Raw genomic sequence first — 26,698 nt, forward strand, 5'->3', positions numbered from 1 at the left:
CAAAATATAATTAAGTTTTGGTTAAGTTCTTCTTTTACGTAGAAACAATCGATTCTCATTATTACTATACAAAAAATCTGGCTATAAGTGAAAGCATAGGAAGTGTTTGGTTGGGTATTCGTATACTTGAGATAATAAAGGGAGGTTTTCCATATGGATATATTTGCGCATCGCGGTGTGTCAGAACACTACCCCGAAAATACAGGTGCTGCTTTTTACGCGGCGTCGAAATTGCCCATTGCAGGTATTGAACTAGATGTACATTTATCTGCAGATGGTGAGTTAGTGGTGATTCACGATGAAACCATTGATCGTACATCCAATGGGGAGGGATATGTCAAAGATTTCTCATTGCAGCAGCTCCGTGCATATGATTATGGCTCATGGTTTTCAAAAGAATTTACCGGTGAAAATATTCCGACGCTTGGTGAAGTATTAGAGTTATTTGTAGGGACAGCTCACCTTATTAATATTGAACTGAAAACAGATGTTTTTCCGTATGAGGGTATTGAATCTCTAGTGATCAAGGAAGTAGCTAAGCATCAAATGACCGAACGTGTTATTATTTCTTCGTTTAATCACGAGTCACTTCAGATTGTAAAACAGATTGCCCCATATATTGAAACAGCAGCGTTATTTGCAGAAATACTCACTGATTTTACGACCTATACGTCACAAATACCAGCAAATGCGATTCATGTCAGTTTGCCTGCAGCAGCTCGGAAATCCGTGCGTACAGCACTTGAAGAGGGAGCTACTATACGCGTCTATACAGTAAACGACATCGAATACGTAAAACCATTGCAGCAGCTCGGAGTACATGCCATTTTCACAGATGACCCTGTAAAAATAGCAGAGAAGTTACATGGGGAATGAAAATGGCTATCCAAAAAGGAAGTAGTATGCGGATAGTACTTTTGAATTGTTGTTTTTGATATACAGGTAAAAAATCGCGTAGACTCCTGCGGGAACATTTTCCGACGAAAGCGTGAGTGAAATGTAGCGGCAGGAGCACGCACAAGACGTAAGGCGCGACAAACCACGCGTAGCGAGGGTTGCGACTTACGTTGTGCCCGCGGAAAGTGAAGTGGATTTTTACCATATAGAAAGCTAAATGTTCTACTTAAAGGAACTTATTTGACAACACCTTTCACCATTTAGCGATGTGTTCTTCGATAGAGCCAAGCATTTGCTGAATGACAAGTGTTTCGCCGTTTTCAAGTAGTATTCTACCATCATAATAGCCAAACATTTGATGTACTTCGGATTTAATAAGTTTGGCATTTGAAATTGCTACACGCTCGAAGAACGGGGAGAATGTTAACGTTACTTGCTTAGAGAACTTCGATTTTACATGCCATGGTTGCATGTAATCCTCACTATCATATTCGAATAACACATCTTCATGAATTTTTGTCATTTTACCATCCACAATTACAGCATTTTCCGTCATTCCTGTACCATCTGTCCATTTACCACCGAGGTTTAGGCCGATACGACGTCCACGTACTAGTTGCGACGCCATGCCCCAATTCCAGGTTGCTTGTCTTGGCCATACGCCTCTACCATAATCGAGAACCGCGAAACTTTCTTGAGGTGAAAAGATAAAGCGGCGATTACCAATTGTCACATGGCCGGAAGTTGGAAGAGTATGATGCTTTCCAGTGAATTGGAATGTTTTACGATTCCAAGGGATGACCACGTTTAGAGACTCATCTGATGGTGGATGGTGAATAACAAGGTCAGCTCGTAATACTTCACCGTCAAAGTTGGGAATAGATACAACTAAATGTGTTTCGTTTTGAATATACGTGATGTTAATGCTCATCTCGCTATTATTAAAACTGACCGTTTCAAGCACCTGAGTTGGCATTTTTAGCTTGCCACCAAGTGGGAGGGTAATTGTTTTTTCGAAATAGCGTTGTGTTTCGTACTCAAGGAAATACACGAAGCAAACTGATGCATAATCAAGATGACTAATCGTTGCAGAGAATAATATTTCATCACCATATACACACCAGTAATTCCATTTCTTTTTGCGCATCATATGGCCAGTTAAATTACTATCTATGATAGGCTTGCGTGCAAATCCGATAGCTGCAGGGTTCAAATTACCTTTTTTATCGCATAAAAGAGTAGGGAGTAGTATTTCCTTCTCAGCATGCTGCTTCACATTTAACATCCCTTTCCTTGTGAAATTTCAAATTTTTGCATCTTTTCTTCTATTGTAACAAAAAAAAACTCGAAAATGGAAAATATAGCGTTAGATAATAGAATGTTATTAACAAACATAAGATGGCATAAGGGGGTTGTTGCAATTACGTATAATAGACAGGCAGCGGTACAGTATGCGAACTTATGGTGGAATAGAAGTAACCCTGCATTTCCTTTTTTTGATGTGGATTGTACCAATTATATATCTCAATGTTTACTTGCTGGGGGAGCACCAATGCGAGGGGCTCCAAGCAGAGAAAAAGGGTGGTGGATACAAGGGCGGAATTGGAGTTATAGTTGGACTGTAGCACATTCGTTAAGATGGTATTTAGAAGGCTCGACTAGAGGATTGAAAGGGCGACGGGTTCAATCTGCTGAGGAACTAAATCTTGGTGATGTCATTTTTTATGATTTTCAAGGAAATGGGAAAATAGATCATTCGGTGATTGTTACAAGCATACAAAATGGGATTCCATTTGTGAATGCTCATACTTCAGACAGTATCAACCGTCCATTTTTTTACGAAGACTCAACAGCATACACACCGAACATGACGTATTATTTCTACCATATCAACGATAGTTTTGCTTAGAGCACTACCGGTTTTAAAGTGCGCTGAATTATGATAATGTTGGAGAGAGGTAGAGTTTACTAATTCGAATTTTCGAAACACTCACAAAGGGAGAGACAATAATGAATGAACAATATTTAACTGTAAAAGATGCAATTACCCAACGCCGTTCGATAAAAAAATTCAATGGGCAGCCAGTAGATCGAGAAGATTTACTAGAAATAATAGAAGATGCTGTGTGGGCGCCAAATCACGGTAACCGTGAACCTTGGCGTTTAGTTGTAGCATGTGGCAAGGAATTATTTGCCCTTCATGAGTTACTACGTGACCTAGCTGTTCCGAAATGGCAGGAACTCTCTGGCGAAAATTTAGCTAAACAAATGGAAAAATTCACATTGCCGGGTGGTTATGTATTTGCCATTGTGCCAGAAGATGCTCGTCAAAAAGAACGCCTAGAAGATTATGCTGCGGCAAGCTCAATGCTTCAAAATATGCAACTGCTAGCTTGGGATAAAGGCATCGGCGCATGCTGGAAAACACCTGGATTTTTAGATAATCCAAAGTTCCGTGAAGCATTAAAGGTGCAAGCGGGTGAACGTGTAATCGCAATGGTACAAGTAGGTTATTTTGATGAACTACCAAAGGCAAAAGAACGTAAAAAATCAACGGATATCGTGACAATTTTCGGTGAATAAAAGATAATAAATCCCCTCGCAAGCATATGCTAGCGAGGGGATTTATTTGTTGACATGTATTTAAAAAAAGGTAAACATGACAAGGGTTAAACTTCGATCAATCATTTATTTTGTAATTTAGCAACTTCATATAGGTAGTCTCCTAATACGCGCAATCCCTTGTCAAAGTTTTCTAGATGGAAGTGCTCGTTTGGCGCATGGAAGTTTTCGCTTGATAAGCCGAAGCCCATTAACACAACAGGTAAGCTTAAAATCTCATCGAAGGCAGCCACTATTGGAATCGAACCCCCACCACGAGTATAAGCTGTCGGCACATTATATACTTTTTCGTAAGAGCGCCCAGCTGCTTGAATGAGTGGATGATCAAATGGTGTTAAATATGGACGACCTTTATCAAATTCAGAAATTGTCACTTCTACGCCTGCAGGTTTATGTTTTTCAATATGAGCTCTCAGTAATGCTACGATTTCTTCTGGTTCTTGGTTCGGGACTAAGCGGCACGTGATTTTTGCGCCAGCTTCAGCAGGTAGTACTGTTTTAATCCCTTCGCCTGAGAAGCCACCAAAGACACCGTTTACTTCTAATGTAGGGCGAGCCCATGTTTGTTCTAAATATGAATAGCCAGCTTCTCCGAATAATTCTTTTACGCCAACCTCTTTTTTCAAATCATCTTCATTAAAGCCCAATGCTTTGTAAGCCTCTTGTTCCTCAGCTGTTAATGGTAGTACTTTGTCGTAGAATCCCTCAACTTGAATCGTGCCATGCTCATCGCGGAATGAAGCTAAAATCTCTGCTAGTGCATGAATCGCATTTTGTACGCCACCGCCATAGAGACCAGAGTGAAGGTCGCCTTTAGCTCCTCGTACGTCAATTTGGAGCCCAGTTAATCCACGTAAACCGTAACATACAGCTGGTTTACCAGGAGCATATAGACCTGTATCCGAAATGACAATTAAATCAGCGGATAACTTTTCTTTATGTTCTTCCACAAACGCAGGAAGGTTTGGACTGCCAATTTCCTCTTCACCTTCATAAATGAACTTAACATTTACTGGTAGTGTCCCCGTAGTAGCAAATAAAGCTTCAATCATTTTCAAATGCATAAATACTTGCCCTTTATCATCACTTGCCCCACGCGCAAACAATTTGTTGTCACGGATGGTCGGGTTGAACGGTTCACTTTCCCAAAGGTGTAATGGGTCTACTGGTTGCACATCATAATGTCCGTAGAAAAGAATTGTCGGTTGTCCTTCGGCGTGTAACCAATCTGCGTAGACAACAGGGTGTCCAGCTGTTTGTGTAATTGAGATGTTTTCTAAGTTTAATTTTTCAAAGGCTGTCATTAACCATTTTGCTGCATCTTGGATATCTTCTTTATGCTCGGATAATGAGCTGATACTTGGAATGCGTAAAAATTCATTTAATTCGTGTAGATGTGCCTCACGATGACTTGTAAAGTAAGCGTCTAATGCCTGTAAATGCGTCATAACGGTACCTTCTTTCATTATTTGAATTATTTAGATAATAGAAATTATAGCACAAAGTAGGGAAGTAGCAGCACTGGGGGCCTATGGTTTGTAGAAGTTATCGTAAGAAAGCTTTTATCGAATATTACAAGTAAAAGCAATTAAGCTTACATCATTGTAATGGAATTGAAAGCCAATCCGATAGAGTGTAAGGCGATCTTTTGCGAGAATGTGTATAGAAGCAAGAACATGAAGCGGAGGAATACACAATGAATGAAAAATTAGAAAGCGTTTATCAAGAATATAACCGGTACATCTATCATTTATGTTTAAAACTAACTCGCAACAATACGGAAGCTGAAGATTTGATGCAGGAAGTTTGGGTAAAAGTTGTGCGCTATGAAGATAGCGTTTCAGAAGTAGAGCATATTAAGGCTTGGTTAACAACGATTACAATGAATACATTTAGAGATCGTTATCGTAAAAAAGTACGTCGAAGTAAGTACATGATAAACCAACCTGAAACATTAGACGTACCGATCTTAGATTTGGTTCCCAATAATGATATTTCTACAGAAGAAAAAATTGAAAAAGAGGTCGTTACAAAATTAGTGCAAGAGAAGATGGGGCAATTAGATGCAATTTACCAAAAAACATTGTGGTATTTCTACATCGATCAATATTCACTAGCGGAAATTTCTTCCCTTATGAAAGTATCAATTGGTACTGTAAAATCACGTTTATTCCGTGCAAAAGCGCGTTTGAAAGAAATGCTAATGGCAGACGTATCAGTAGTAGAAGCAGTGCTACCAGCGTAAGTGAAATCTTATTGGTTGCACTTGCAAAATTACTTAGTCAGAAGTATTCGTACGACCAATCAAAAAAAGGTACGCCACAAATCTATGTTTGTGGCGTACCTTTTTTATGCTAACGGTTAGGATCAAGTAAACATTTTGCAAAAATATCACGTAGTGTTTGAACCTCTTCAGCTGTGAGCATACCAAACATATTGTTAATGATTTCACTCACTTGTTGACGAGACTTCTCTAAGATTTCTTCTCCCTCTGAAGTAATTTTCAACTGTGAAGCTCGGCGATCTGTCGCATGCTGTGTTTTTTCGATAAAACCAGCATTAATGAGCTTCGTAGTTAGGACAGTGACGCCGCCAGTAGTGACTTTTAAGCGATCTGCAATAGCAGAAGGGCGTTTAGGTCCCTCCTGCGATAAGTAGTCTAAAATTAAAATATGGGATTTTGAAAAGCCGAGTACATTATGATTATTCCACTCGTTTGCCCATTTTCGTTCGATTGAAGATACAACTTCAAACAACGAGGAAATGGCTTTTTGTTTTTCTTGATCCATATATGTCATCTCCAAAACAGTTTTAGCTTTCTTGAGCCAATTGAGTCATCGCGTTTAATTCATACGCACGCACTTTTCGTGGGATAAAACGGCGAATGTCCATTTCATTATACCCAACTTGGATGCGTTTTTCGTCAATTAAAATTGGGCTACGTAGCATTCTTGGGTGAGCTTGAATAATGGCATATAATTCTTGGATAGAAAGCTGGTCAATATCGATGTTTAAATTCTTAAAGTCATTAGAGTTAGTCGCGATAATTTCATCTGTACCATCTTCTGTCATGCTCAAAATTTCTTTAAATTCAGCTAATGTTAATGGATGTGATGTAATACGCTTTTCTTTGTACTGGATATCATTCTCTTTTAACCATTTTAATGCTTTTCTGGATGAAGAACAGCTTGCCTGTGAGTAAATCGTTACTGTCATTCTTCATTCCTCGCTTTCTTTTTAGATTATATTTTATGGATAGCTTATTAGTAAGTTAGTTTATATTAATATCTTACTAGTAAGATATATATAAATCAATAGGTAGTTAGTAAATTCCTTGAAAATTTTTTTAATCTATGACTTTTCGAATATATTAAAATATACGCATAAAAGAGCGGAAAGTTTCGTTTTTTAAGCTTACAATGATGTAAGTTTAGTGTTTTTGGTAGTAGAAAATCAAAAAAACCATACGCTTCATTTATATAGAAGCGTATGGTGGATTATCGTATTAGCTTTGTTGTCCTGTCGTAAACCAATCTTGTACATTCCAAACTTTAGTTACTAAACCTTCGTAAAACTCTGGTTCATGGCTGACAAGAACGATTGTGCCTTTAAATTCTTTCATAGCACGCTTTAACTCTTCTTTTGCATCAACGTCTAAGTGGTTTGTAGGTTCGTCAAATAGAAGCCAGTTTGTTTCATCCATCATTAGTTTACATAGACGCACTTTAGCCTGCTCGCCCCCTGATAGGGAATTAAGTGGACGTGTAATATGATCAGTTTTTAAGCCTGCACGCGCTAGAGCAGCACGAACTTGCGCTTGTTCCATAGAAGGGAATGCATTCCATACATCATCAATCGGTGTGATTTTATCTGCCTTTACTTCTTGTTCGAAGTAAGATGGTTCTAAGTAATCCCCGCGAATAACTTTTCCGCCAAGTGGATTAATTTTACCAAGCATTGTTTTCAGTAATGTCGATTTACCAACACCGTTCATACCGACTAAAGCGATCTTTTCTCCGCGTTCAATCATAAATGAAAGGGGCGGTAATAACGGCTTGTCTTTATCGTAACCGATGACTAAGTTTTCAGCTTCCACAACATAACGGCTAGGTGTGCGTGCTTCTTTGAAGCTAAATTCAGGCTTCACTGCTGTTTCAGGGCGATCAATACGCTCTAAACGGTCAAGTTGTTTTGCACGCGATTTGGCACGACCTGTAGTAGAGTAGCGTGCTTTGTTTTTTGCAATGAAGTCCTCTTGTTTTTTAATGAATTCTTGTTGCTTTTCATAAGCATCGATATGTTGACGCTTGTTAATCTCAGCTAGCTCTAAAAATTTCTCATATGTTGCTGTATAGCGAGTTAGTTTCGAGAATTCTAATTGGAAAATAACATCAACTACGCCATTCATAAATTCAGTATCATGTGAAATAAGTAGGAATGCGTGTGGATAGTTTTTTAGATAATTTGAAAGCCATGTAATATGCTCTTCATCCAGATAGTTGGTAGGCTCATCTAGTAATAATACTTTTGGTTTTTCTAGTAACAGTTTTGCTAGTAAAACTTTTGTACGTTGACCACCAGAAAGGGCAGCTACATCACGTTCTAAACCAATTGCATCAAGACCTAATCCGCGTGCAACTTCTTCGATTTTCATATCTAATGAGTAGAAATCGCCTGCATCTAAGGCATCTTGCACTTCGGCCATTTGCTCTAATAATTCTTCTAATTCTTCAGGTGTCGCATCGGCCATTTTGCCAGTAATTTCATTAAGCTCTTCTTCTTTTTTATAAAGAGATAGAAATGCATCACGTAATACATCACGCATTGTGCGACCAGCTGACAATACAGTATGTTGATCTAAATAGCCATAATGTGTGCCAGGTAGCCATTCAACACGACCTTCATCATGGATTGTTTGGCCTGTAATAATGCCCATCAGTGTTGATTTACCAACACCGTTAGCACCAACAAGTCCAATGTGATCGCCTTCTACCAAGCGGAATGAAACATCTTTAAAAAGCGTGCGGTCACCAAAAGAATGACCTAAATTTTCAACTGTTAATATTGCCATATATATTTATTCCTCCAAATAATTATCTCTTATAGTCTATTTGTTGTCGTTATGTTCTTGCGCGAATATTATAGCTCTGCTAATTGTTTATTCAGTTCTGCTAATTTCGCTTCCATATCGGCTAGACGTTGTTCTGCTTTTGCCACTTGATCGTTATGACCTGTAGATTCTAACTTTTCAATGTCGCCTTGTAAATTCATATAATCCATCTTTAATTCAGTAATTTGATATTGGATATCACTTTTTGTTGACATGATACATACTCCCTTATGTGTAAATTATTATGACGAAAGCGAATTAACGCTGTATAAAACGAAAGTGAAAAAATTCTTATACATTGTATCATATACAAACAAAAAGAAGCACTAAGTTGAAGGGATATTGTGACGGTCGTAAGCGAAATCAAGTAATAAATTTTCAAGTGTCTCATTATTACTTGCTAGGTTTAGCTGTCGTTGTTTTTTAATAGCTCGTTCACTTCTAGCTTCATGTAACAGTAATTCCATGACTGCATTTTGGATTTGCGACTGCTTCATTTTACGACCAAGCCCAAGGTGGATAAAGCCATTATGCTCGCGTGGGAAGGCATGTAAAAGTTCAACTTCATTTTGTGCAAGGGTAATACAAGGTACACCATAAGAAGCAATTTTATAAGGTGTATAGTTGGCATTACAAATAATTACATCGGCTTTTGGCAATAGTTTTAGGAGTGCGTCTTTATCGCGAAGAATAGCCGTGTTGCGACGACTAAGCACCATCATTTGTAAGTCGTCAGTTGCGTGTTGGTAGCTTTCATCAATCATTACGGTGATTTGTAGTGGAATGTGTAACTGCGTTAAATGGCGAAGTGTACGATATGTTAAGTTATGCTCGTCCCCATCCTCAAAAGCTACAACTATATGTGGGGGGTCCTCGACTTTTTTTATATCAGGTAGTGGTGTTGAATGGTTGTAAGCTGTCGGTAACGCAAATGCGAAACTGCCACCGATATAGTGCGACGGTAAATAATCTTTAACTTCATGATAGAGTGATAGTAAAACACAATCACAGGCTTGGCCACCATCACCAAAGTCATCGAAATGAAGTATGGTGTTACAAAATGGTCGTAAGTTTTCCACTTGCCAAGATTCGGAATTACGACCGTCTCTTACAATTAAATCTGGCTGCAATCCTTTCATATGTTTTTGTAACTGGTCAAAATGATCGAATAATACAGGCGTTAATTTTTCGTTCGTTAAAATTTGAATTGCATCCTTTGAAGAAGCTTTCGCGAATATGAAAACTTTTTCATCTGAAAGCAGTTTAGCGAGTGTTGCGACCCGCTCAAAAGGATAAAGTCCTTTTTCAATACAGCTTTCAATAATGAAAACAATTGTCTTTTTAGGTTTGATTGTTTGTGATTCGTTATGCAAAAGTATCCCATCCTTTCTTCTGTCTACTTAAATTATGGTGAAAAAAGGCTAAGTATGTGTAAAAATTAAGAATAGCTAAAATGTTATACAATTATCTAAGCTTTGTAGAAAGGGGTAAGTGACAATGGGAATGCGTGCTGCAATTGTAGTTGGAGCCACGGGTTTAACAGGTAGAGCCCTTGTTAAACAGTTATGTGAGAATGAGGAATATAATTCAGTGACCGTTATCGCACGCCGAAAGCTAGATTTTGTGCACCCGAAATTAGAAGTGAAAATACGAGAATTTGACCGACTTGAGGAAAGTGATATTGAATTTGCAAATGAACTATATTGTTGTTTAGGTACAACGATAAAAAAAGCAGGCTCGAAGGAAGCGTTTGAAAAAGTAGATTTTGAATACCCACTTTATATTGCGTCATTAGCGAAGAAGCGAGGAATTCCACACATGCTTGTGATAACAGCAATGGGGGCCAATGAAAATTCTGCGTTTTATTATAATCGAGTAAAGGGGAAGCTCGAGCATGATCTCATAGAGCTTAACTTACAGCGTTTATCGATTATTCGCCCTTCTTTATTGGTAGGAAATCGAGATGAATTTCGTTTTGGTGAAAAAACGGGTGAAGTCGTCTTGAAGATAGCAAAGCCGTTTTTAGTAGGACCGTTGAAACGTTCACGTGCCATCGAAGCATCACAGGTAGCAAAGGCAATGATTGTCATTGCGTTACATGGCAAAAAGCAACCGGTGACAACGTATCCCTCACAGGAACTTGCAGTAATGGATTTCCCGGAAGTTTCAGAAGAAGGAAATTCAAAGGATACTGTATTTAATTGGGATAAACGTACAGCGACTGAAGATAAGGACAAGATAAACCGTGACGTTGTGATTAATCGTGATAAGTTTAAAATCGAGGAAACGGTTGTAGATAAAGATGTTCACTTTAAACAACGAAAGAAAGATGATAAGTAGTAGGCAAAAAAGTAAAAGTTGAAAGAATTTTGGCTCTTCACTAAAAGCAAAGGATGACATTTTGTTATAGTGCTCAGCTGCAACGGAAATCAACTGAAGTTATAGTGATGAATCAGAACTTTTGAGAACAAAACTTCTTCCGTCTAAAGGCTGAATTTATGTTTTTAACCTCTATGCTCCTTTTCGTGCTTTCATTCCTTTGTTACAATGTTATTGTAGAAAACAAAGGTGGAGGCAAATTATATATGAAAATTTTACTTGTAGATGGCACAATGTTTGGTCGTAAAACAGGTGCTATTTTAGAGCAAGTTGAGCAATACATTCAAGAATTCGATGCTAGTTTCGACTTAGAAATTATGCATTTTAGTGAATATAAACATCAAATTGTCGATGGTTCACCATTAAATGATGATATGAAAACAATGATACAAAAATTTGAGGAAGCAGATGCGTATATTATTGCAACACCGATTTTCCAAGCATCTATTCCAGGGGTATTGAAAAATGCATTTGATTTCTTACATCCTAAAACAATGCGCTATAAACCTGTATCAATTGTTGCAAATGGTGGTACTTATCAGCATCATTTAGTAGTAGAAAATCAACTAAAGCCCATTTTAGACTACTTCCGTGCGTTGGTAACACCAAACTATGTGTATACACATACTTCTCATTTTGATGCGGAGAATAATATTGTAGACGAGGATGTTCACAATCGTTTACGCGAAATGGCTCGTGTATTCGTGCAATATTGCGAAATGAGCAAATCTTTATCTAAAGAAACAATCGATCAACATTAATAAAATTTCACATCCCTTGTGCAGTGGAAGTAAATCACTGTACAGGGGATTTTTCATGTTAGGTAACGTCATTAATTATGATAAAATAGAGCTTTAGTGAATCGAAAAGGAGGGTTGCTTGTGCAGGACATTGCTTTACTGGAAAAACAACGCTGTAGCCTCATTTTGACGAATAAGGCAAAGGAAGCGATAGAGGAATGCTCTGCAAATGAGCATGCCTTTTTTACGTTACAAAAAAATATAACGGTCTATATTGAAAAAAGGAAGGCAAAGACACCTGGCGAAACGTTTTTGTCGATTTTTTTCGATGGTGAGCAAAACGAAAAATTAGCAGAAGTACTAGCTGGGAAAACGGCTATTATGGATTGTGTTCTTAAGGCAGAGGGCTTCTTAGCAACGAATATTCGCTTCGTGCATATGCGTGGACCTGTCAGTACAAATCGTCGTTTAGCGGCAGCTTTACAATTTGTGACCAAGCCGAATAACGGGGCTGGTATTCCGCTTGATCTGCATACAAAAATACGTCAGCTACCTATCGCTGAAGAACGTACAGAATATGTGAAAAAGAGGATTGCGAGTTGGGAAGGGTATTTAAAAATCCAAGAACGCGATGCAACGATTGATGACATTCATAGCGAATTTAAACAATTTTATTACAACGAAGATTTCACGCGGCTAACACTTATATGTCCGTATGTAAAAGCAAAGGAATGGAAGCAACTTGAAGGATTAAGTGTCAGTATTCAGGGCGTACGTGGAGAAATTGGTCAGGTGTTAAAGGCAAGTGCTCAAAAGCAATCGGTGGAAATTGATTTAAAGCCTTTTGCACAGGATCAAGCTCGAAAGGATCAGCTGAATTTACGTTCAAAACAGGCAAGCTTTAGTAATTTTGCGACACTTAGTCAAATCAGGCGTTTGCGAAATGGCTTCACAAAGCTTGAAAAAGGTGAGGCCGTTAATCCGAATTTAGAGACGATATTATTTGAAAAGCGTCCTACAGTCCGAATGACTAAATTACGTGATGATATAGTGTTCCACAATAACTTAAACGAGTATCAGCAGCGAGCAGTTACCGGGGCATTATCTGTTGAAGATTTGTTTGTCATTCAAGGTCCTCCAGGGACAGGGAAAACAACTGTGATCTCAGAAATCTGTCAGCAAAATGTCAAAGCAGGTTTAAAAACACTTGTTGCCTCACAATCGAATTTAGCAGTAGATAATGCACTAGGTCGTTTACTATCCAATCAGGAAATTCGAATTTTACGCTATGGTCGTACAGAAAGTATCGAAGAAGAAGGAAAGAAATTCATCGAAGAAAATGTGGCCTTACATTGGCGTGAGCAAACACTTATAGCTATTGAAGAGGAAATTGCAGCTTTTACTGATCGCGAAAAAGAACTGCAAGCGAGCATTGTAAAGGCAAAAGATGAGTTAGAGAAACTTGAGGTTTGGCTTGAAGAACTGGCAAAGGAAATTAAAGCTAAGGAACAAGCTGCCCATGACGAGCCAGTTTTACAGCAAGAGATTCAAGAGCTAAAAAAAGGGCTAAAGGCTGCTAAAACTGAGCAACAAGAAGCTGAAGCGCAAAAAGAGCATTATGAGAAACAAGTCGCACAAATTGAGCCTGCTGTACAAGCATTCGAGGAAACACTTTCGGATAATCCTTCGCTAGAACAATTACAGCTTACAATACAGGAAATTACGCAAAAGATAGAGCAATACCAAGCCGTGATTCAATATAAAGAATTACAAGAACAAAAACAGCAAATGACAGCGCAGTTCCAAGATCTTCAGCAGAAATATGATGAAGAAAATAGCCGTCTTCTACTCATGAAAGAGGCAGAAAAGTTTGTGGGTTCACTAACTACCTATGAGAGAATTCAGCGTTTTTTACAGCATTATATGATTCAACCATCGCATGTCCTTGCTCAACAGATTGGACGTTTACAGCATTTAGAGGATGCTAAGGATTTAGAGGCATGGGCAACTATAAATTCACGTTTGCAAAAAGCTATTGCAAAGCTTGAAGCACTTTTACCACCTGAAGCAAAAGAACAAGCATTGACAAAAAGTCGTCAACAGCCTGTTCAGTCATTTTCTTTACAAAATTTAACCGGTGTTTTTGCACAGTTAAATGCAGCTTTCCAGGAGGATCAACAGCCAACAACGACGCAAATTGAAGGCTTTTTATTAGGGCTTTATATGCGTAGAGATTTTGTCTGGCAAAAAGGTGTTGCATTGAAAAAACAACAAGACCACAAAAATCAGGAATTTGCGTCGCTTCGTCAGAATGTAGCAAGTTTACTACATCAGGAATGTGCAATTTCAAACTTCAATGTACAAAGCATGCATCGACAATTGCAGCCATTTGCTGATCATACGACGCGCCTTCAGCAGTTAGCAGAAACGCTCCAAACACAATGTGGTGTTATTCCTGAAGAGAATGTTGCTCAATTAAAACTATTTATCTCAGAGGCACAGCTTGAACTTCAAACGACCAAGCAAAAGCTACAAATTGTAGAACAAGCTAATGCGCAGCTCGTGCCAAAGCGAGCTTTATTACAAACGGCACAGACAAGCTTACAAGATGTTGAACAACAACTTACACGGTTAGAGGAAGCGATAAAAGACATCAATGTGTCCGGTTTGAAAAAAGAGAAGCAGCTAAAGGCATTAACGGAGCTTTTGCAATCAACACCTGAACGTACACATGAAGAGGTTTCAGAAGCAATTGTTGTGGCGAAAGAACACTTAGAAGAACTAGGTCGCAAAGAAAAGCAATTACCACTAAGAAAGAAATTACAAGAACGGTGGCGTGAAAAACTGCTAAGTGCAACGGAGTATGATTTAGATGAAATTCGTAAATTGTACGTTCGTCATGCAAATGTTATCGGAACAACTTGTGTGGCCTCAGCGAGTAAAGAATTTATGGAGAACTACCCAACGTTTGATGTCGTGATTATCGATGAGGTTTCAAAAGCAACTCCACCAGAATTACTCCTACCGATGTTAAAAGGTAAGAAGATTATTCTAGTAGGGGATCATCATCAACTACCACCATTGTTAGGTGACGATACGCTTGAAGAAACGTTAAAGTCGATGTTAGATGAAAATCCGAATTTCGATGGGGCACAGGAACTGAAGAGCCTATTACGTGAATCATTGTTCGAGCGATTATTCAATAATTTACCGGCAACACATAAACAAATGCTTGCTATTCAGTACCGTATGCACGAAAAAATTATGAATAGTATTACACCATTTTACGCCCGAGAGGAAAATGGCTTACAATGTGGTCTACCCGATTCGGATGCAGCGCGAGATCACGGTTTAGAAGGTCAATTTGTCAGTCGAGAAGATCATTTGATGTGGATTGATATTCCAGATGAGAAGCCATTCTTTGAAGAACAAATGAAAGGCGGCACAAGTCGCTATAATGAAGGTGAACTGCAAACAATTCGACGCATTTTAACGGACTTAAATCAAGCCGTTATAAATGCTAAAGAAGCAGGAAGAATTCCACAGAATGTGCAAAAGAGCGTCGGGGTTATTAGTTTTTACGGCGAGCAAGTAAAGAAAATTAATCGTCTCATACAGCAGGAATTAAATTTACCGCATTTACAGTTTAGAACAGGTACTGTTGATAAGTTCCAAGGGATGGAAATGGACGTTATTTTAGTGAGTATGGTACGTAATTCACTAAAGGGTGGAGATATAGGCTTTGCTCGTGATTATCGTCGTGTCAATGTCGCTCTTTCTCGTGCACGTGAGCTACTAATGCTTGTTGGTAGTGCAGATATGTTTGCTAAGCGAGCAAAACTTCCAGATACGCGTGAGATGTATAGTAAATTGCTGACGACAGTAAAATCTTATAATGGTTTACGCAACCATGAAGGAATGGTGAAGTAAATTGTCAAAATTAGAGCAACGCTTAATAAAGGAAATACAACAAAATCACCGTGTGAAAATTGTTGAGCGTAAGCAATGGTGTATTCCGATTCGTACACTTGAGGTAACGTATGAACCAATTCGCCGCTCAACAATGGACGTTCTGATGACAATGCTCTTGATTAGTATGCAGGAAGCGGATTTCCACGATGCTAAGGAGTTAAGTGAATTGCTACTAGTGGACCCATTATTTATTGAAGATTTGGTATCAATCATGATGCGGGTCCGCTTAATTGAGAAGGTTGATGATTTTTATCGACTAACTTCAAAAGGGGAGTTGCAGTTAGAACGAGGGGTTTTCGAGGAAGAGTTAGAGCTAGAGTCGGCGAGTTTATTGTATAGTCCGTGTCATGAAGCTTTTTTAACAGGTGACTTAGAGAGAATAGAGGAGTTTGATGAACTACCACCACTTTATCGCTATGTTGTTGAAGATGCAGAGCGTAAAGATACATTTGAAGACGATGAAGTCATTGCGGCACTAACAAAAGAGGATAATGAGGAAGATGATGTACCTTCAGTATCACAAACAATCATTTCCACAATTACTTCTTCAACTGCCACGCAGATTAATGATATTCCTTGTTTTGAATTTATTGTCTATGATAAAGAACAGGATATCTACTATGCACGTGTTTGGAATACATTATTAGCTCATTGGGATGAAGTTCTTGAGCAGCAATTGAACGGAAAAGAGCGTCTGCAATGGCGCGAGGTTAATCACTAATAAGAAAAGGCTGATAAAAAATCGATGGAAATTGATTTTTTATCAGCCTTTTTATGTGAAGCAATGTTCAAGTAAAGCGTTCGACTAGTTCATGCATCCGTTCTGCTTCTGTATGTAGTTCCACGGAGGAATGCATAATGGAAGTGATCGCAGCTTTTTGTTCATCAATAGATGCATTAACTTGCTCAGAAGCCGCTGCCGATTGTGTTGCGACACTTGAAATCTCGTTGATGGCGTTGACAACAACAAGGCGATTATCGGTCATTTCCCTCATGCTGCTATCGAGAGAAGAGAGGTGAGTTGTTATGCCTTCAATTGAAGTAGACAGTGAGACAAAGGCATCTTTTACTTCGGCAATTGCGTTCACTTGGACTTCTGAAAGTTGAAGTGTATGCATCATCTTCGAGTCCGAATTAGCTGTATCTGCTTCAATTCGATTTAGTAAATTTCGTACACGGCCAGTCGCTTCATGTGTATCCTCTGACAACTTGCGTACCTCTTCTGCTACAACGGCAAAACCTTTTCCATGTTCTCCAGCACGAGCGGCTTCGATACTTGCATTCAAAGCTAAGAGATTCGTCTGTTCAGAGATAGAGGTGATTGTTTGTACGACATTATGAATTTCATGCATTTGTTTTGTTAAATTGGAGAAGTTTGTTCGTAATTCTTCAATGACTTGCGTAAATTCATCGGAATTTTGCTCCAACTCGTTCACTTTTAAACTACCATTTCCTTGTAATTTCTCAACATCGCCCATTTCATGAATAATTTCAGTGTATTTATCTGTTGTCTTCGAAATTAGAAGAGATAGATTTTCGACTTTGCCAATTGCAATTTCTGCTTCCTCTGCTTGAGCAACGGCACCATCAGCAACTTCGGTAATCGCATGGTGAACTTCATCGGCAGAGGCGGTCGTTTCTTCTGTGATAGCACTAAGCAGTTCAGATGATACCCTCATTTGTTCAGCAGAATCCCTAGTGTTACTGACCATTTCATGCAAGCTTGCTTTCATATTGTTAACGTTGTTAGCAAGTATACCGAGTTCATCTCGCGTAATGACTGGAATATCTTCACCCGTTAATTTCCCTTTAGCGATATCTGAAGTCATTGCCATAATTCGGCGTATGTAAGAAGTCATTCTTCCTGAGAAGAACCAATAGAGTGCCACGCCGATACATGTTGCAATAAATGTCATTCCTAATGTATAAAGAAGTACTTTTTTAGCCCCAATATTGAAGTCCATCTCATAGGTTCCAGCAGCTACAATCCAACCCCAATGCTCATCCAATGCGGCATATGTAATTTTAGGCGCTACCTCGTCGGGATTGGTCGGCGTTGGCCAATCATAACGAACAAATCCGCCTCCATCTTTTGCTACATCGATTAATTCACGAATAAAATAGCGCCCATCGCCCGTTTGGAAATCATAAGCATCGTCTCCCTCGATGTTTGGATGGCCTTTTATAACGCCATCATCGGTAAACGTGTAGAAATAAAAGTTATCTCCATACTTTACAGGGTTATCGATTGACCTTGTTTTTTCTCCTGTTTTTTCGCCAATAATTTGTATTCTTGCTTGCTCTTGGGCTTCATCTAAGGTTAACTGACCTTTTTTTACTTGTTTATCAAGCTCTGCAATCATATTAACCATTGCAAATGTCCCGTTTTCTAGCCCTAATCGGCCTGCTTGATCGAGCTCACTTTTTGCTACAAAATAACTGATGATGCCAACTAATAACGTGGGTATTAAAATAACAATTAAGGCCAAGCTGACAAGTTTATTTCGCACTGACTTCATGATGACCACATCCCCATTTCGTTTATGTATATTTGTTTTTACATAAATAAGTATATTATAAAATATATGTATAAAAAATACTTGATTGAAATTTCTGAAAATTAATTTAGATATGTTCACAATTAAGGTGAAAAAATCCCTTATGATGAAGTGACTAGGTGTCACATAATCATAAGGAATTTTATTTTGTCTGAGGTCCGTTAATTTTTTGGCTTCATCAATTAAAAGATTTAAAGCACTTCAATGAAATTTACATAGATTGCATAGCCGATTAGTATTGATAAAGCAACGATAATGGCAGCTGTAATCGTATTCCTCGGCCTAAAATGTCGAGCTTGCATTTTCTGTTCTCCCCTTTCAATTTCACTACAATACCAGGCACTTCAATATATGTTGGGCGATTTAGAGTATGCGAATTGGACTCGGAATTTTGAAAATGGGAGGACAATAATAAAATTTATATATAAGATGAGTTGTTTGATTGTTGTAATTAGAAGTTTTGACATGAATTTAAAAGAGTGGTCATGAAATGGTATAATATTCATTGTTTGCAGAAAATTTTGCATTAGAAGGGGTTTACATACAATGTTATCATTTACCGTTCAAAGTTTAGATGAAGCTGTTATGGAAGAAGCTAGACAATATATTAACTCACTTACAAAGCCGCCTGGTAGTCTAGGGCGTTTAGAGGATATTGCTATTCAACTTGCGGGTATGACAGGTCAGATCAAGCCTGATATTACACCAGGTATTTTAGTATTTGCTGCAGACCATGGCGTTGTAGCAGAAAATGTATCCGCGTCACCTCAATCTGTAACACGTGAAATGGCGATCAATATGGTAGAAGGTGGAGCGGGCATCAGCGTTTTTGGTAAAATGATTGGCGCTGCAGTAGATGTTTATGATGTTGGTATGTTACAAGATGTCTCATCGGAAAAGGTGATTAAGAAAAAAGTGCGGATGGGTACAGGCAATATTGTAAAAGAATGCGCTATGACAGTAGAAGAAGCCTGGAAGACAATTGAAATTGGTTATGAGGCAGCCAAACAAGCGATTGCACGTGATGTTCGCTGCTTAATAGTAGGGGAATTGGGTATTGGCAATACAACGACGAGTAGTGCCATATTATCTGTTTTACTTGACATAGATCCACAATCAGTCGTAGGCCGTGGGTCAGGTATTAATGACCAGCAACTACAGAATAAAATTGAAGTTTGTCGTGAAGCGATTTCGCATCATCAGCCAAAAAAACACGATGCCATTGATATTTTATCGAAAATTGGTGGATTGGACATTGCTGCAATGACAGGTGCAATGATAGCTGCGGCAGAACTACGTGTGCCAATTTTACTGGATGGCTTTATTTGTACAGTTTCAGCTTGTCTTGCTAAATTACTAGCGCCAGGTAGCGAGCATTATATGCTTGTATCGCATCAATCTGTTGAACCAGGGCATATTTCTGCATCTGAACTTCTTGGGAAAAGAGCTTTAATCGGTTTGGATTTACGTTTAGGTGAAGGTACTGGAGCTGCAATTGCTTATCCGATTGTTCAGGCTGCAAATGTTATGGTAAAGAACATGGCTACTTTCGATAGTGCTAATGTTTCTCAAAATTAACTATAAAAAGGAGCTGTTTCATTTTTTGAAACGGCCCTTTTTTATATTCGGTTATCAAAGCATTCTCTTGAAATACTATTTTGTATTGTTCAATAATTCACAAGCTGATTTTTTGAAATACTATTTTTACGGCTATATACTAGCGTTAACTAGTTGAATTATACTTTACTAGAATAATATTTAGGGGTGCCTAATTTATGAATTTAGATAAAGCAAATGTAATAGATTCACAGTACAGATTATATATTAATGGGGAATGGACAGAAGGTTCTGAAGGGAAAACAATTGCAGCTTACAACCCAAGTAATGGTGAAAAACTAGCAGATTTCATCGACGCAAGTCATGCAGATGTGGATGAAGCAGTTGAAGCTGCTCAAAATGCGTTTAAAACATGGAAACATGTGAGTATTGAAGAGCGTAGTAAATTACTTCTTCAAATTGCAGACTTAATCGATGAAAACCGTGAGCGTTTAGCAATGGTTGAAACATTAGACAACGGGAAACCTTTACGTGAAACGATGAGCGCGGACGTACCACTAAGTGCAGATCACTTCCGTTACTTCGCAGGTGTTATTCGATCTGAAGAAGGTACTGCTCAACAATTAGACGAAAACAACTTAACATTAACATTGAAAGAACCAATTGGTGTTGTTGGTCAGATTATTCCTTGGAACTTCCCGCTACTTATGGCAGCGTGGAAAATTGTACCTGCTATCGCAGCAGGAAACACAGTTGTAATCTCTCCATCATCAACAACTTCACTGAGCATTTTAGAACTGGCGAAAATTTTAGATCAAGTTTTACCAGCAGGCGTTGTAAACGTTATTACAGGCCGTGGTTCACACTCTGGTGACTACATGCTACACCACGAAGGCTTTGCAAAATTAGCATTCACAGGTTCAACAGATGTTGGTTATTTAGTTGCCAAAGCGGCAGCTGATCGCTTAATCCCTGCAACATTAGAGCTTGGCGGAAAATCAGCAAATATCTTCTTCAATGATGCAAACTGGGAACGTGCTGTTGAAGGTGCCACAAACGGTATTTTATTCAACCAAGGACAAGTATGTTCTGCTGGTTCTCGAATTTTCGTACAAGCGGGTATATACGATGAATTTTTAACAGCAATAAAAGAAAAATTCGAGAGCGTAAAAGTTGGCTTACCATGGGAAGAAGGCACACAAATGGGTGCACAAATTAACCAACGTCAATTAGAAAAGATTTTAGAATACGTGAAAATCGGTCAAGAAGAAGGGGCAACACTTGTAACTGGCGGTTACCAATTACAAGAAAATGGTCTTGAGAACGGTGTATTCATGGCGCCAACGATATTAGCAGGTACAAATGATATGCGCATTGCACAAGAAGAAATTTTCGGACCAGTTGCAACAGTCATTAAGTTTGAAACAGAGGAAGAAGTAATCGCAATGGCGAATGATTCTGAATTTGGTCTTGGTGGCGGTGTTTGGACAAGTAACTTAAACACAGCATTACGTGTAGCTCGTAGTATTGAAACGGGCCGCATGTGGGTGAATCAATATACTAACTTCTCTGCTGGTGCTCCATTTGGTGGATATAAAAAATCAGGTATTGGTCGTGAAACGTACAAATCAATACTAGATGCATACACACAAACAAAGAACATCTTCATTAATACTAAAGAAGATGCAGATGGGTTGTACTAATTACTAGATAAATAAAATAGATGGAGAAACAACTCGTCATTCTGAGGTAACTGTAGAGTCCATTACTTAAAACAAAGCGCTCCTTTCATCATTGATTTCTTCAATGGTGAAAGGGCGCTGTTTTCATTTTGCAGACTTTGTATTTAGATACTGGAAATACCCAAGGGGATGAAAGCTTAAGTATTCACTTTTTTGAAATTTATAAATGTGAGGCTTATCCAAGATTAGGGTGGATATAGAATGAAAAAAAGTAACAATTCGGAAGGGGAAACGTCTAATTGGAAAAAGGAGGGGGATATGTGTGAAAAAGATAAATGGTTTATTTATATTATTCTTTATACTCTTAATTTATGGTTGTAATAGTGTAGATAGCTCAACAGATATATATATGTTTCCAAACAATATACCACCATATTATATTTCTTCTTTAGAAGATATAGTAGAAACACATGGTGAATTAGAAAATAAAACGAGGTTTGATGAGTTTATCAACCATGTATACCAGGGGAAAGAAGACCATATAAGGGTGGTAAGGTATACAACGGAAGGTGATCCGATACTTCATGATCTTGAATATGATGGTAAAATCGTAAAGTCAATAACAGATACACGAAGAGATCAATACGTTCAGGGAAGTATAATTCAAACAACTTGTACCTCAATTGAAGAAGTTGAAACGAATGAAAGTACAGAGTATATTCTGAAAGATTGCGAGCGTAATGGAGACAAAAATATTTTATCTATTAAGAAGTAGTGCCTAGCTTATCGCAGCATAAAAAATGTATATAAAGTAATTCACTTAAACTAGGGGCGTTAATCGAAAACGAATTAACGCTCTATTTTGAAATTCTTTGATATTCAATAATTGTTATTTTAATTACTCTAGATTTTATAACCGAGTAGACGCGATATAGTCTACACTTCCTGAAAGTGAATTGGTCGATGCGGTTTACTACACAGATTGGGATATAGAAAAAATAGCTGTAGAAGAAAATGATTGGAGTTCGGTATTAGACAACGCTATATTGATATGGGAAAAATAAAATAGCCAATAACGAGTAAATTGTAAAACATTTATTTTTTTTAATTAAGTGGTAGTTGATTTCTGCTCCAGAGGGCGATCTGCCAGACCGGAAATCAACTCCAAATTATGATGATGAACCTTAAAAATGCTTGAAATACATAGAATGGAAAATTTTTTAAAATAATTTAAGCCAAATAAAGCCCTCGCTTGTCTAATAGTTGAAGCGCAAATGGAAAGGAGGGAATGATCATAAGCATCCCACGTTTAGTACTAAAAGCACAAAAGGGAAATGACAAGGCTTTCTTAAAGCTTTTCCAACAATACGAAGAAGATATTTATCGAATGGCTTATGTTTATGTTAAGAATAAAGATGATGCTTTAGATATCGTTCAAGAAGTGGCATACCAGTCATTTAAAAATATCAGCACTTTGAAAAAGCCAGAGTATTTTAAAACATGGATGATGAAGATTGCTATCAATTGTGCATTAAATTTAATTAAGAAAAATAAAAAGGTAATTCAGCTTAAACCAGAGTTTGAAGTACTTGTTGGTTCAGCAGATGAAGATATTTCACTTTCTTTGTCATTGCAAGAACTTATGGATGCTTTGCAAGAAGATGAGAAGAGTGTGATTTTATTAAAGTATTATAATGACCGTACACTGAAAGAAATATCGGAAATATTAGAAATCCCACTCGGTACAGCAAAGTCTATTTTATACCGTGCTCTAGATAAACTTCGTCAAAATATAAAGGAGGTCAATCACTTTGGATAATCAATTAAAACAAGAGCTTTCGAATATAGAAATTCCAACAGAGCTTCATCAAAGGAGTAAAAAGGGTGTTAGTCAAGCGAAAACAGAGATGGGTGGTAAAGTAAAGGGATTCATGAGAAAACGTTTGCTCCCAGCTGTTGTTGCAGCTAGTATTATGATTCCAACAGGTGCCTTTGCTTATCAAGCTTTACTTGCAGATGATTTATATGAATCGTTTGATAATCTGAAAAAACATGTTGCAAGTGCTACGATGGAGGGGTATTTACTATTTGATGCGAAATTAACTCAGGCAAAAGGTGATTTAGGAAAAGAGCAATTTAAACAATTTAAAGCATTGCTAAATGTATTTACAACTGCAAAACTTGAATATGGCGATAAAAATGGGAACATTGATTATTCAGTAATCCCTGCACAACAAGTAGAGGAAATTAAAGAAGCGTTGTATGAAATCCAACCATATTTTGATCGATTGAACGGGGAAATTTCTAGTAAAGAAGTTTTAACATCCGAAGAATATGAAGAATATATTCAAGCGCTTATGACTAATGAAACTATAATGTCAAAAAGTGGGATTCTGTATGCTAACGGGATAGAGGAAATTCCTACAGAATTACAAGATGAATATACGGAAGTAAAAAACGTTTTCATGCATGTATACGAGAAGCAAGCCCAATACTATAGGGGGAATTAAACTGTAGGTGTTCGTTAATTAAACAAACGATAATAATAAAACAGAGTTGATTCTATACGCTGTGTAGACCAACTCTGTTTTACTTTATTTAGTAATTATTATTCAAAAAATAACTATTCTATTAACGGATTTAATCAAACTTCATACCTTTTAATAAATCTGCAAAAGCATTATTAATCGGTTCAGCTTCTTTTTCCTGATGCTTTAAATACTTCTGTACTGAACGCTTATCTACTTTACCGCCACCTTCTTTTTTACGGCGGGCCTCGAATGCAGCTAGTTTTTCACGGTGACCACATTTACATACAAATATTTGACCATCGCCTTCTCCACGTAGTTCTAACTTTTTCTTACATTGTGGACAACGAGCGTTTGTGACACGAGCCACGTTTTTACGGTGACCACATTCGCGATCTTGGCACACTAGCATCTTGCCTTTTTTTCCGTTCACTTCAAGCATTGGCTTGCCGCAATCTGGGCAAGACTTCGTAGAGATATTGTCATGCTTAAACTTCTTATCACTTGATTTGATGGTAGATACAATTTCTTTTGTATGGTTTTTCATCTCGTTGATGAACGTTTCTTTTTTTAGTTTCCCTTTGGCGATTTGCTCTAATTTTTGTTCCCACTGGGCTGTCGTAGTAGGGGACTTTAATTCTTCTGGGACTAAATCAAGTAGCTGACGACCTTTTGAAGTGATATGAATGTCTTTTCCACGTTTTTCAATCAAGAATGAATTAAATAGTTTATCGATAATATCTGCTCGCGTCGCAACCGTACCAAGTCCACCAGTAGACTTTAATGTGTCTGCAAGTTGTTTATCGTTTGTCTCCATATATTTCGTAGGGTTTTCCATTGCTGACAGTAATGTCGCCTCATTGAATCGTGCAGGTGGCTTTGTTTGGCCTGATGTTTGGGCGATTAATTTTGTTTTTAACGTATCCCCTTTTTCAAGGCGAGGAAGTAATTGCTCTTTTACATCTTCACTTTGATCTTCATCATCGAATCGGTTTTCGTATACTTCTTTCCAACCAGCGTTAATGATTGTTTTGCCGCGTGCAACGAATTTCTCATCGTCAATTGTTGCATTCAATGTCAGCTGCTCGTATTCAAAAGCAGGGAAAAGTACTGCTAAGAAACGTTTCACAACTAGGTCGTAAATTTTACGTTCTTTATCAGTCATAGCAGATAAATTTACATAACTTTCAGTTGGAATGATGGCGTGGTGATCAGATACCTTGCTATCATCTACAAATGATTTCGAGGCTTTTATCGGTTTGTTTAAAATTTTATTTGTTAAGGAACGATATTCTCCGAATCCACACGCTTTCAGACGCTCAGGAAGAGTACTAACGATGTCCGAGGAAATATAACGTGAATCCGTACGAGGATACGTTAATACTTTGTGTTGCTCATAAAGTTTTTGCATAATGTTCAACGTTTCTTTTGCAGAATAACCAAAGATTTTATTGGCATCACGTTGTAGTTCTGTTAAATCATAAAGACCAGGAGAGAATGTCTTTTTAGGTTTGCGATCAATGTCAGTTACAACAGCATCCTTGCTGCCAAGCTTTTTAACGATTGCATCGACCTTTTCTTTATCGAAACAACGGCTATTACCGTTTTTATCTTGCCAAGTTAGTTTTAATTTATCTGCTGTTTGAGCTTCGATACCATAGTAAGTTTGTGGCTTGAAATGTTTAATTTCATCTTCGCGTTTGGCGATGATTGCTACGACAGGTGTTTGCACTCGTCCTGTATTTAATTGAGAGTTGAATTTAGTACTTAGTGCTCTCGTTGCATTTAGCCCCAAATACCAATCTGCTTCAGAGCGTGCTACTGCCGCGTGATATAAATTTTCATATGCTTTACCAGGCTTTAAATTAGCAAAACCATCTTTAATCGCTTTATCTGTTACAGATGATATCCAAAGACGCTTTATTGGTTTATTGACTTTTGCTTTTTCGATAATCCAGCGTGCTACTAGTTCACCTTCACGGCCTGCATCAGTCGCGATAATGATTTCATTGACATCGCCACGTGTTAATTGAGATTTAGCGGCGTTGAATTGTTTACCAGACTGCTTAATAACCGTCAATTTTAGACGTTCTGGTAACATTGGTAAATCTTCTAAATTCCACGTTTTATATTTCACATCATAACTTTCTGGATCTGCCAATGTTACTAGATGGCCTAGAGCCCAGGTAACAATGTATTTATCTCCTTCAAGATATCCATTTCCTTTTTTATTGCATTTCAATACACGCGCAATATCGCGTGCAACTGACGGTTTTTCAGCTAGTACTACACTTTTAGCCATAAATAACATCCTTTCGTAAATCCTTGTGTTAAATATAGCATATAGAATTATGAATAATAATCATTATGCTGAAGGAGAGTTTAAAATCTTTTGTTCAAATGAATAGATTAACTAACGTTAAGACCTTTAACAATGAGCTATCGTTTTCGAAGATTTAACTAGTCGAAGTATACAAAAAACGTATTGGATATTACCTAATCCAATACGTTTTCAGACTGTTAAATAATAATTACGTCAACAAATTCTTTGTGAAGGTTCATGATAGTTTGTTCAAGGCACTGATTGATATCCGTTACAGGCGGCACTTTAGAGTGCTCGTAGATTGGAGTGTAGACTAGGCGACTCCTAGGG

Annotated in this window: 22 protein-coding genes; 13 read left to right on the forward strand and 9 right to left on the reverse strand. The window is 37.9% G+C overall.

Annotated elements, in window-relative coordinates:
* Positions 1-153: 153 nt before the first annotated feature.
* On the forward strand, positions 154-876 hold the full coding sequence (locus ACIQZG_RS13755) for a glycerophosphodiester phosphodiesterase (RefSeq protein ID WP_402755869.1): 723 nt from the start codon (positions 154-156) through the stop codon (positions 874-876).
* Positions 877-1,150: 274 nt separating this feature from the next.
* Here the strand turns inward: ACIQZG_RS13755 and ACIQZG_RS13760 are convergent, their stop codons facing one another.
* The gene (locus ACIQZG_RS13760) at positions 1,151-2,173 is read right to left on the reverse strand and encodes a DUF2804 domain-containing protein (protein WP_402755951.1); all 1,023 of its coding nucleotides are present in this window, start codon (positions 2,171-2,173) and stop codon (positions 1,151-1,153) included.
* A 102-nt stretch (positions 2,174-2,275) separates the two neighbouring features.
* On the opposite strand from ACIQZG_RS13760, the gene ACIQZG_RS13765 reads away from it, so the two are divergent.
* Positions 2,276-2,806 carry an amidase domain-containing protein gene (locus ACIQZG_RS13765; RefSeq protein ID WP_402755952.1) on the forward strand — a complete coding sequence of 177 codons (531 nt, stop codon included), beginning with the start codon at positions 2,276-2,278 and terminating at the stop codon, positions 2,804-2,806.
* A 101-nt stretch (positions 2,807-2,907) separates the two neighbouring features.
* Positions 2,908-3,480: a nitroreductase family protein gene (locus ACIQZG_RS13770; protein ID WP_402755870.1), complete on the forward strand. Its 573-nt coding sequence runs from the start codon at positions 2,908-2,910 to the stop codon at positions 3,478-3,480.
* A 101-nt stretch (positions 3,481-3,581) separates the two neighbouring features.
* On the opposite strand, the gene ACIQZG_RS13775 is transcribed toward ACIQZG_RS13770, so the two are convergent.
* Complete coding sequence (locus ACIQZG_RS13775; protein WP_402755871.1) at positions 3,582-4,967, reverse strand: dipeptidase; 1,386 nt, start codon at positions 4,965-4,967, stop codon at positions 3,582-3,584.
* 248 nt (positions 4,968-5,215) lie between these two features.
* Here ACIQZG_RS13775 and ACIQZG_RS13780 point away from each other — a divergent pair, with 248 nt between their 5' ends.
* Positions 5,216-5,764 carry an RNA polymerase sigma factor gene (locus tag ACIQZG_RS13780; protein WP_402755873.1) on the forward strand — a complete coding sequence of 183 codons (549 nt, stop codon included), beginning with the start codon at positions 5,216-5,218 and terminating at the stop codon, positions 5,762-5,764.
* A 109-nt stretch (positions 5,765-5,873) separates the two neighbouring features.
* Here ACIQZG_RS13780 and ACIQZG_RS13785 read toward each other — a convergent pair whose 3' ends face one another.
* The 5 genes from ACIQZG_RS13785 to ACIQZG_RS13805 all read right to left on the reverse strand — a co-directional run bounded on the left by ACIQZG_RS13785 (position 5,874) and on the right by ACIQZG_RS13805 (position 10,002).
* Positions 5,874-6,308, reverse strand: coding sequence for a MarR family winged helix-turn-helix transcriptional regulator (locus tag ACIQZG_RS13785; RefSeq protein ID WP_402755875.1), 435 nt, complete (start codon positions 6,306-6,308; stop codon positions 5,874-5,876).
* A gap of 22 nt (positions 6,309-6,330) precedes the next feature.
* Positions 6,331-6,735, reverse strand: a complete 405-nt coding sequence (gene spx / locus ACIQZG_RS13790; RefSeq protein WP_402755877.1) for a transcriptional regulator Spx — start codon at positions 6,733-6,735, stop codon at positions 6,331-6,333.
* A 289-nt stretch (positions 6,736-7,024) separates the two neighbouring features.
* Entirely contained in the window at positions 7,025-8,590 is a 1,566-nt protein-coding gene (locus tag ACIQZG_RS13795; protein ID WP_402755879.1) for an ABC-F family ATP-binding cassette domain-containing protein, read from the reverse strand.
* Between the two features lie 68 nt (positions 8,591-8,658).
* A complete protein-coding gene (locus ACIQZG_RS13800) occupies positions 8,659-8,844 on the reverse strand; it encodes an SE1832 family protein (RefSeq protein WP_402755881.1) in 186 nt (61 codons plus the stop codon).
* A 111-nt stretch (positions 8,845-8,955) separates the two neighbouring features.
* A complete protein-coding gene (locus ACIQZG_RS13805) occupies positions 8,956-10,002 on the reverse strand; it encodes a PseG/SpsG family protein (protein ID WP_402755883.1) in 1,047 nt (348 codons plus the stop codon).
* 124 nt (positions 10,003-10,126) lie between these two features.
* On the opposite strand from ACIQZG_RS13805, the gene ACIQZG_RS13810 reads away from it, so the two are divergent.
* From ACIQZG_RS13810 to ACIQZG_RS13825, 4 genes are all read left to right on the forward strand, one after another.
* On the forward strand, positions 10,127-10,969 hold the full coding sequence (locus ACIQZG_RS13810; RefSeq protein ID WP_402755885.1) for an NAD(P)H-binding protein: 843 nt from the start codon (positions 10,127-10,129) through the stop codon (positions 10,967-10,969).
* A 245-nt stretch (positions 10,970-11,214) separates the two neighbouring features.
* Positions 11,215-11,769 carry an NADPH-dependent FMN reductase gene (locus ACIQZG_RS13815; RefSeq protein WP_402755886.1) on the forward strand — a complete coding sequence of 185 codons (555 nt, stop codon included), beginning with the start codon at positions 11,215-11,217 and terminating at the stop codon, positions 11,767-11,769.
* A 120-nt stretch (positions 11,770-11,889) separates the two neighbouring features.
* A complete protein-coding gene (locus ACIQZG_RS13820; RefSeq protein ID WP_402755888.1) occupies positions 11,890-15,678 on the forward strand; it encodes an AAA domain-containing protein in 3,789 nt (1,262 codons plus the stop codon).
* 1 nt (position 15,679) lies between these two features.
* Positions 15,680-16,441: a hypothetical protein gene (locus tag ACIQZG_RS13825; protein WP_402755890.1), complete on the forward strand. Its 762-nt coding sequence runs from the start codon at positions 15,680-15,682 to the stop codon at positions 16,439-16,441.
* 67 nt (positions 16,442-16,508) lie between these two features.
* Here the strand turns inward: ACIQZG_RS13825 and ACIQZG_RS13830 are convergent, their stop codons facing one another.
* Positions 16,509-18,239, reverse strand: coding sequence for a methyl-accepting chemotaxis protein (locus ACIQZG_RS13830; RefSeq protein WP_402755892.1), 1,731 nt, complete (start codon positions 18,237-18,239; stop codon positions 16,509-16,511).
* A 585-nt stretch (positions 18,240-18,824) separates the two neighbouring features.
* On the opposite strand from ACIQZG_RS13830, the gene cobT reads away from it, so the two are divergent.
* The 5 genes from cobT to ACIQZG_RS13855 all read left to right on the forward strand — a co-directional run bounded on the left by cobT (position 18,825) and on the right by ACIQZG_RS13855 (position 24,027).
* Positions 18,825-19,856 (forward strand): nicotinate-nucleotide--dimethylbenzimidazole phosphoribosyltransferase, encoded by a 1,032-nt coding sequence (gene cobT, locus ACIQZG_RS13835; RefSeq protein WP_402755894.1) that lies wholly within the window; start codon positions 18,825-18,827, stop codon positions 19,854-19,856.
* 197 nt (positions 19,857-20,053) lie between these two features.
* On the forward strand, positions 20,054-21,538 hold the full coding sequence (locus ACIQZG_RS13840) for an aldehyde dehydrogenase family protein (RefSeq protein ID WP_402755896.1): 1,485 nt from the start codon (positions 20,054-20,056) through the stop codon (positions 21,536-21,538).
* Between the two features lie 301 nt (positions 21,539-21,839).
* Positions 21,840-22,292, forward strand: coding sequence for a DUF4362 domain-containing protein (locus ACIQZG_RS13845; RefSeq protein ID WP_402755898.1), 453 nt, complete (start codon positions 21,840-21,842; stop codon positions 22,290-22,292).
* Positions 22,293-22,805: 513 nt separating this feature from the next.
* Positions 22,806-23,336: a sigma-70 family RNA polymerase sigma factor gene (locus tag ACIQZG_RS13850; RefSeq protein WP_402755900.1), complete on the forward strand. Its 531-nt coding sequence runs from the start codon at positions 22,806-22,808 to the stop codon at positions 23,334-23,336.
* Entirely contained in the window at positions 23,329-24,027 is a 699-nt protein-coding gene (locus ACIQZG_RS13855) for a DUF3600 domain-containing protein (RefSeq protein ID WP_402755902.1), read from the forward strand. The genes ACIQZG_RS13850 and ACIQZG_RS13855 overlap by 8 nt, the downstream gene beginning before the upstream one ends.
* 130 nt (positions 24,028-24,157) lie before the next feature.
* Here ACIQZG_RS13855 and ACIQZG_RS13860 read toward each other — a convergent pair whose 3' ends face one another.
* Complete coding sequence (locus tag ACIQZG_RS13860; RefSeq protein ID WP_402755903.1) at positions 24,158-26,347, reverse strand: DNA topoisomerase III; 2,190 nt, start codon at positions 26,345-26,347, stop codon at positions 24,158-24,160.
* Positions 26,348-26,698 lie beyond the last annotated feature (351 nt).

It is taken from the genome of Lysinibacillus sp. NPDC096418 (assembly GCF_044762775.1).
GTDB lineage: Bacteria > Bacillota > Bacilli > Bacillales_A > Planococcaceae > Lysinibacillus.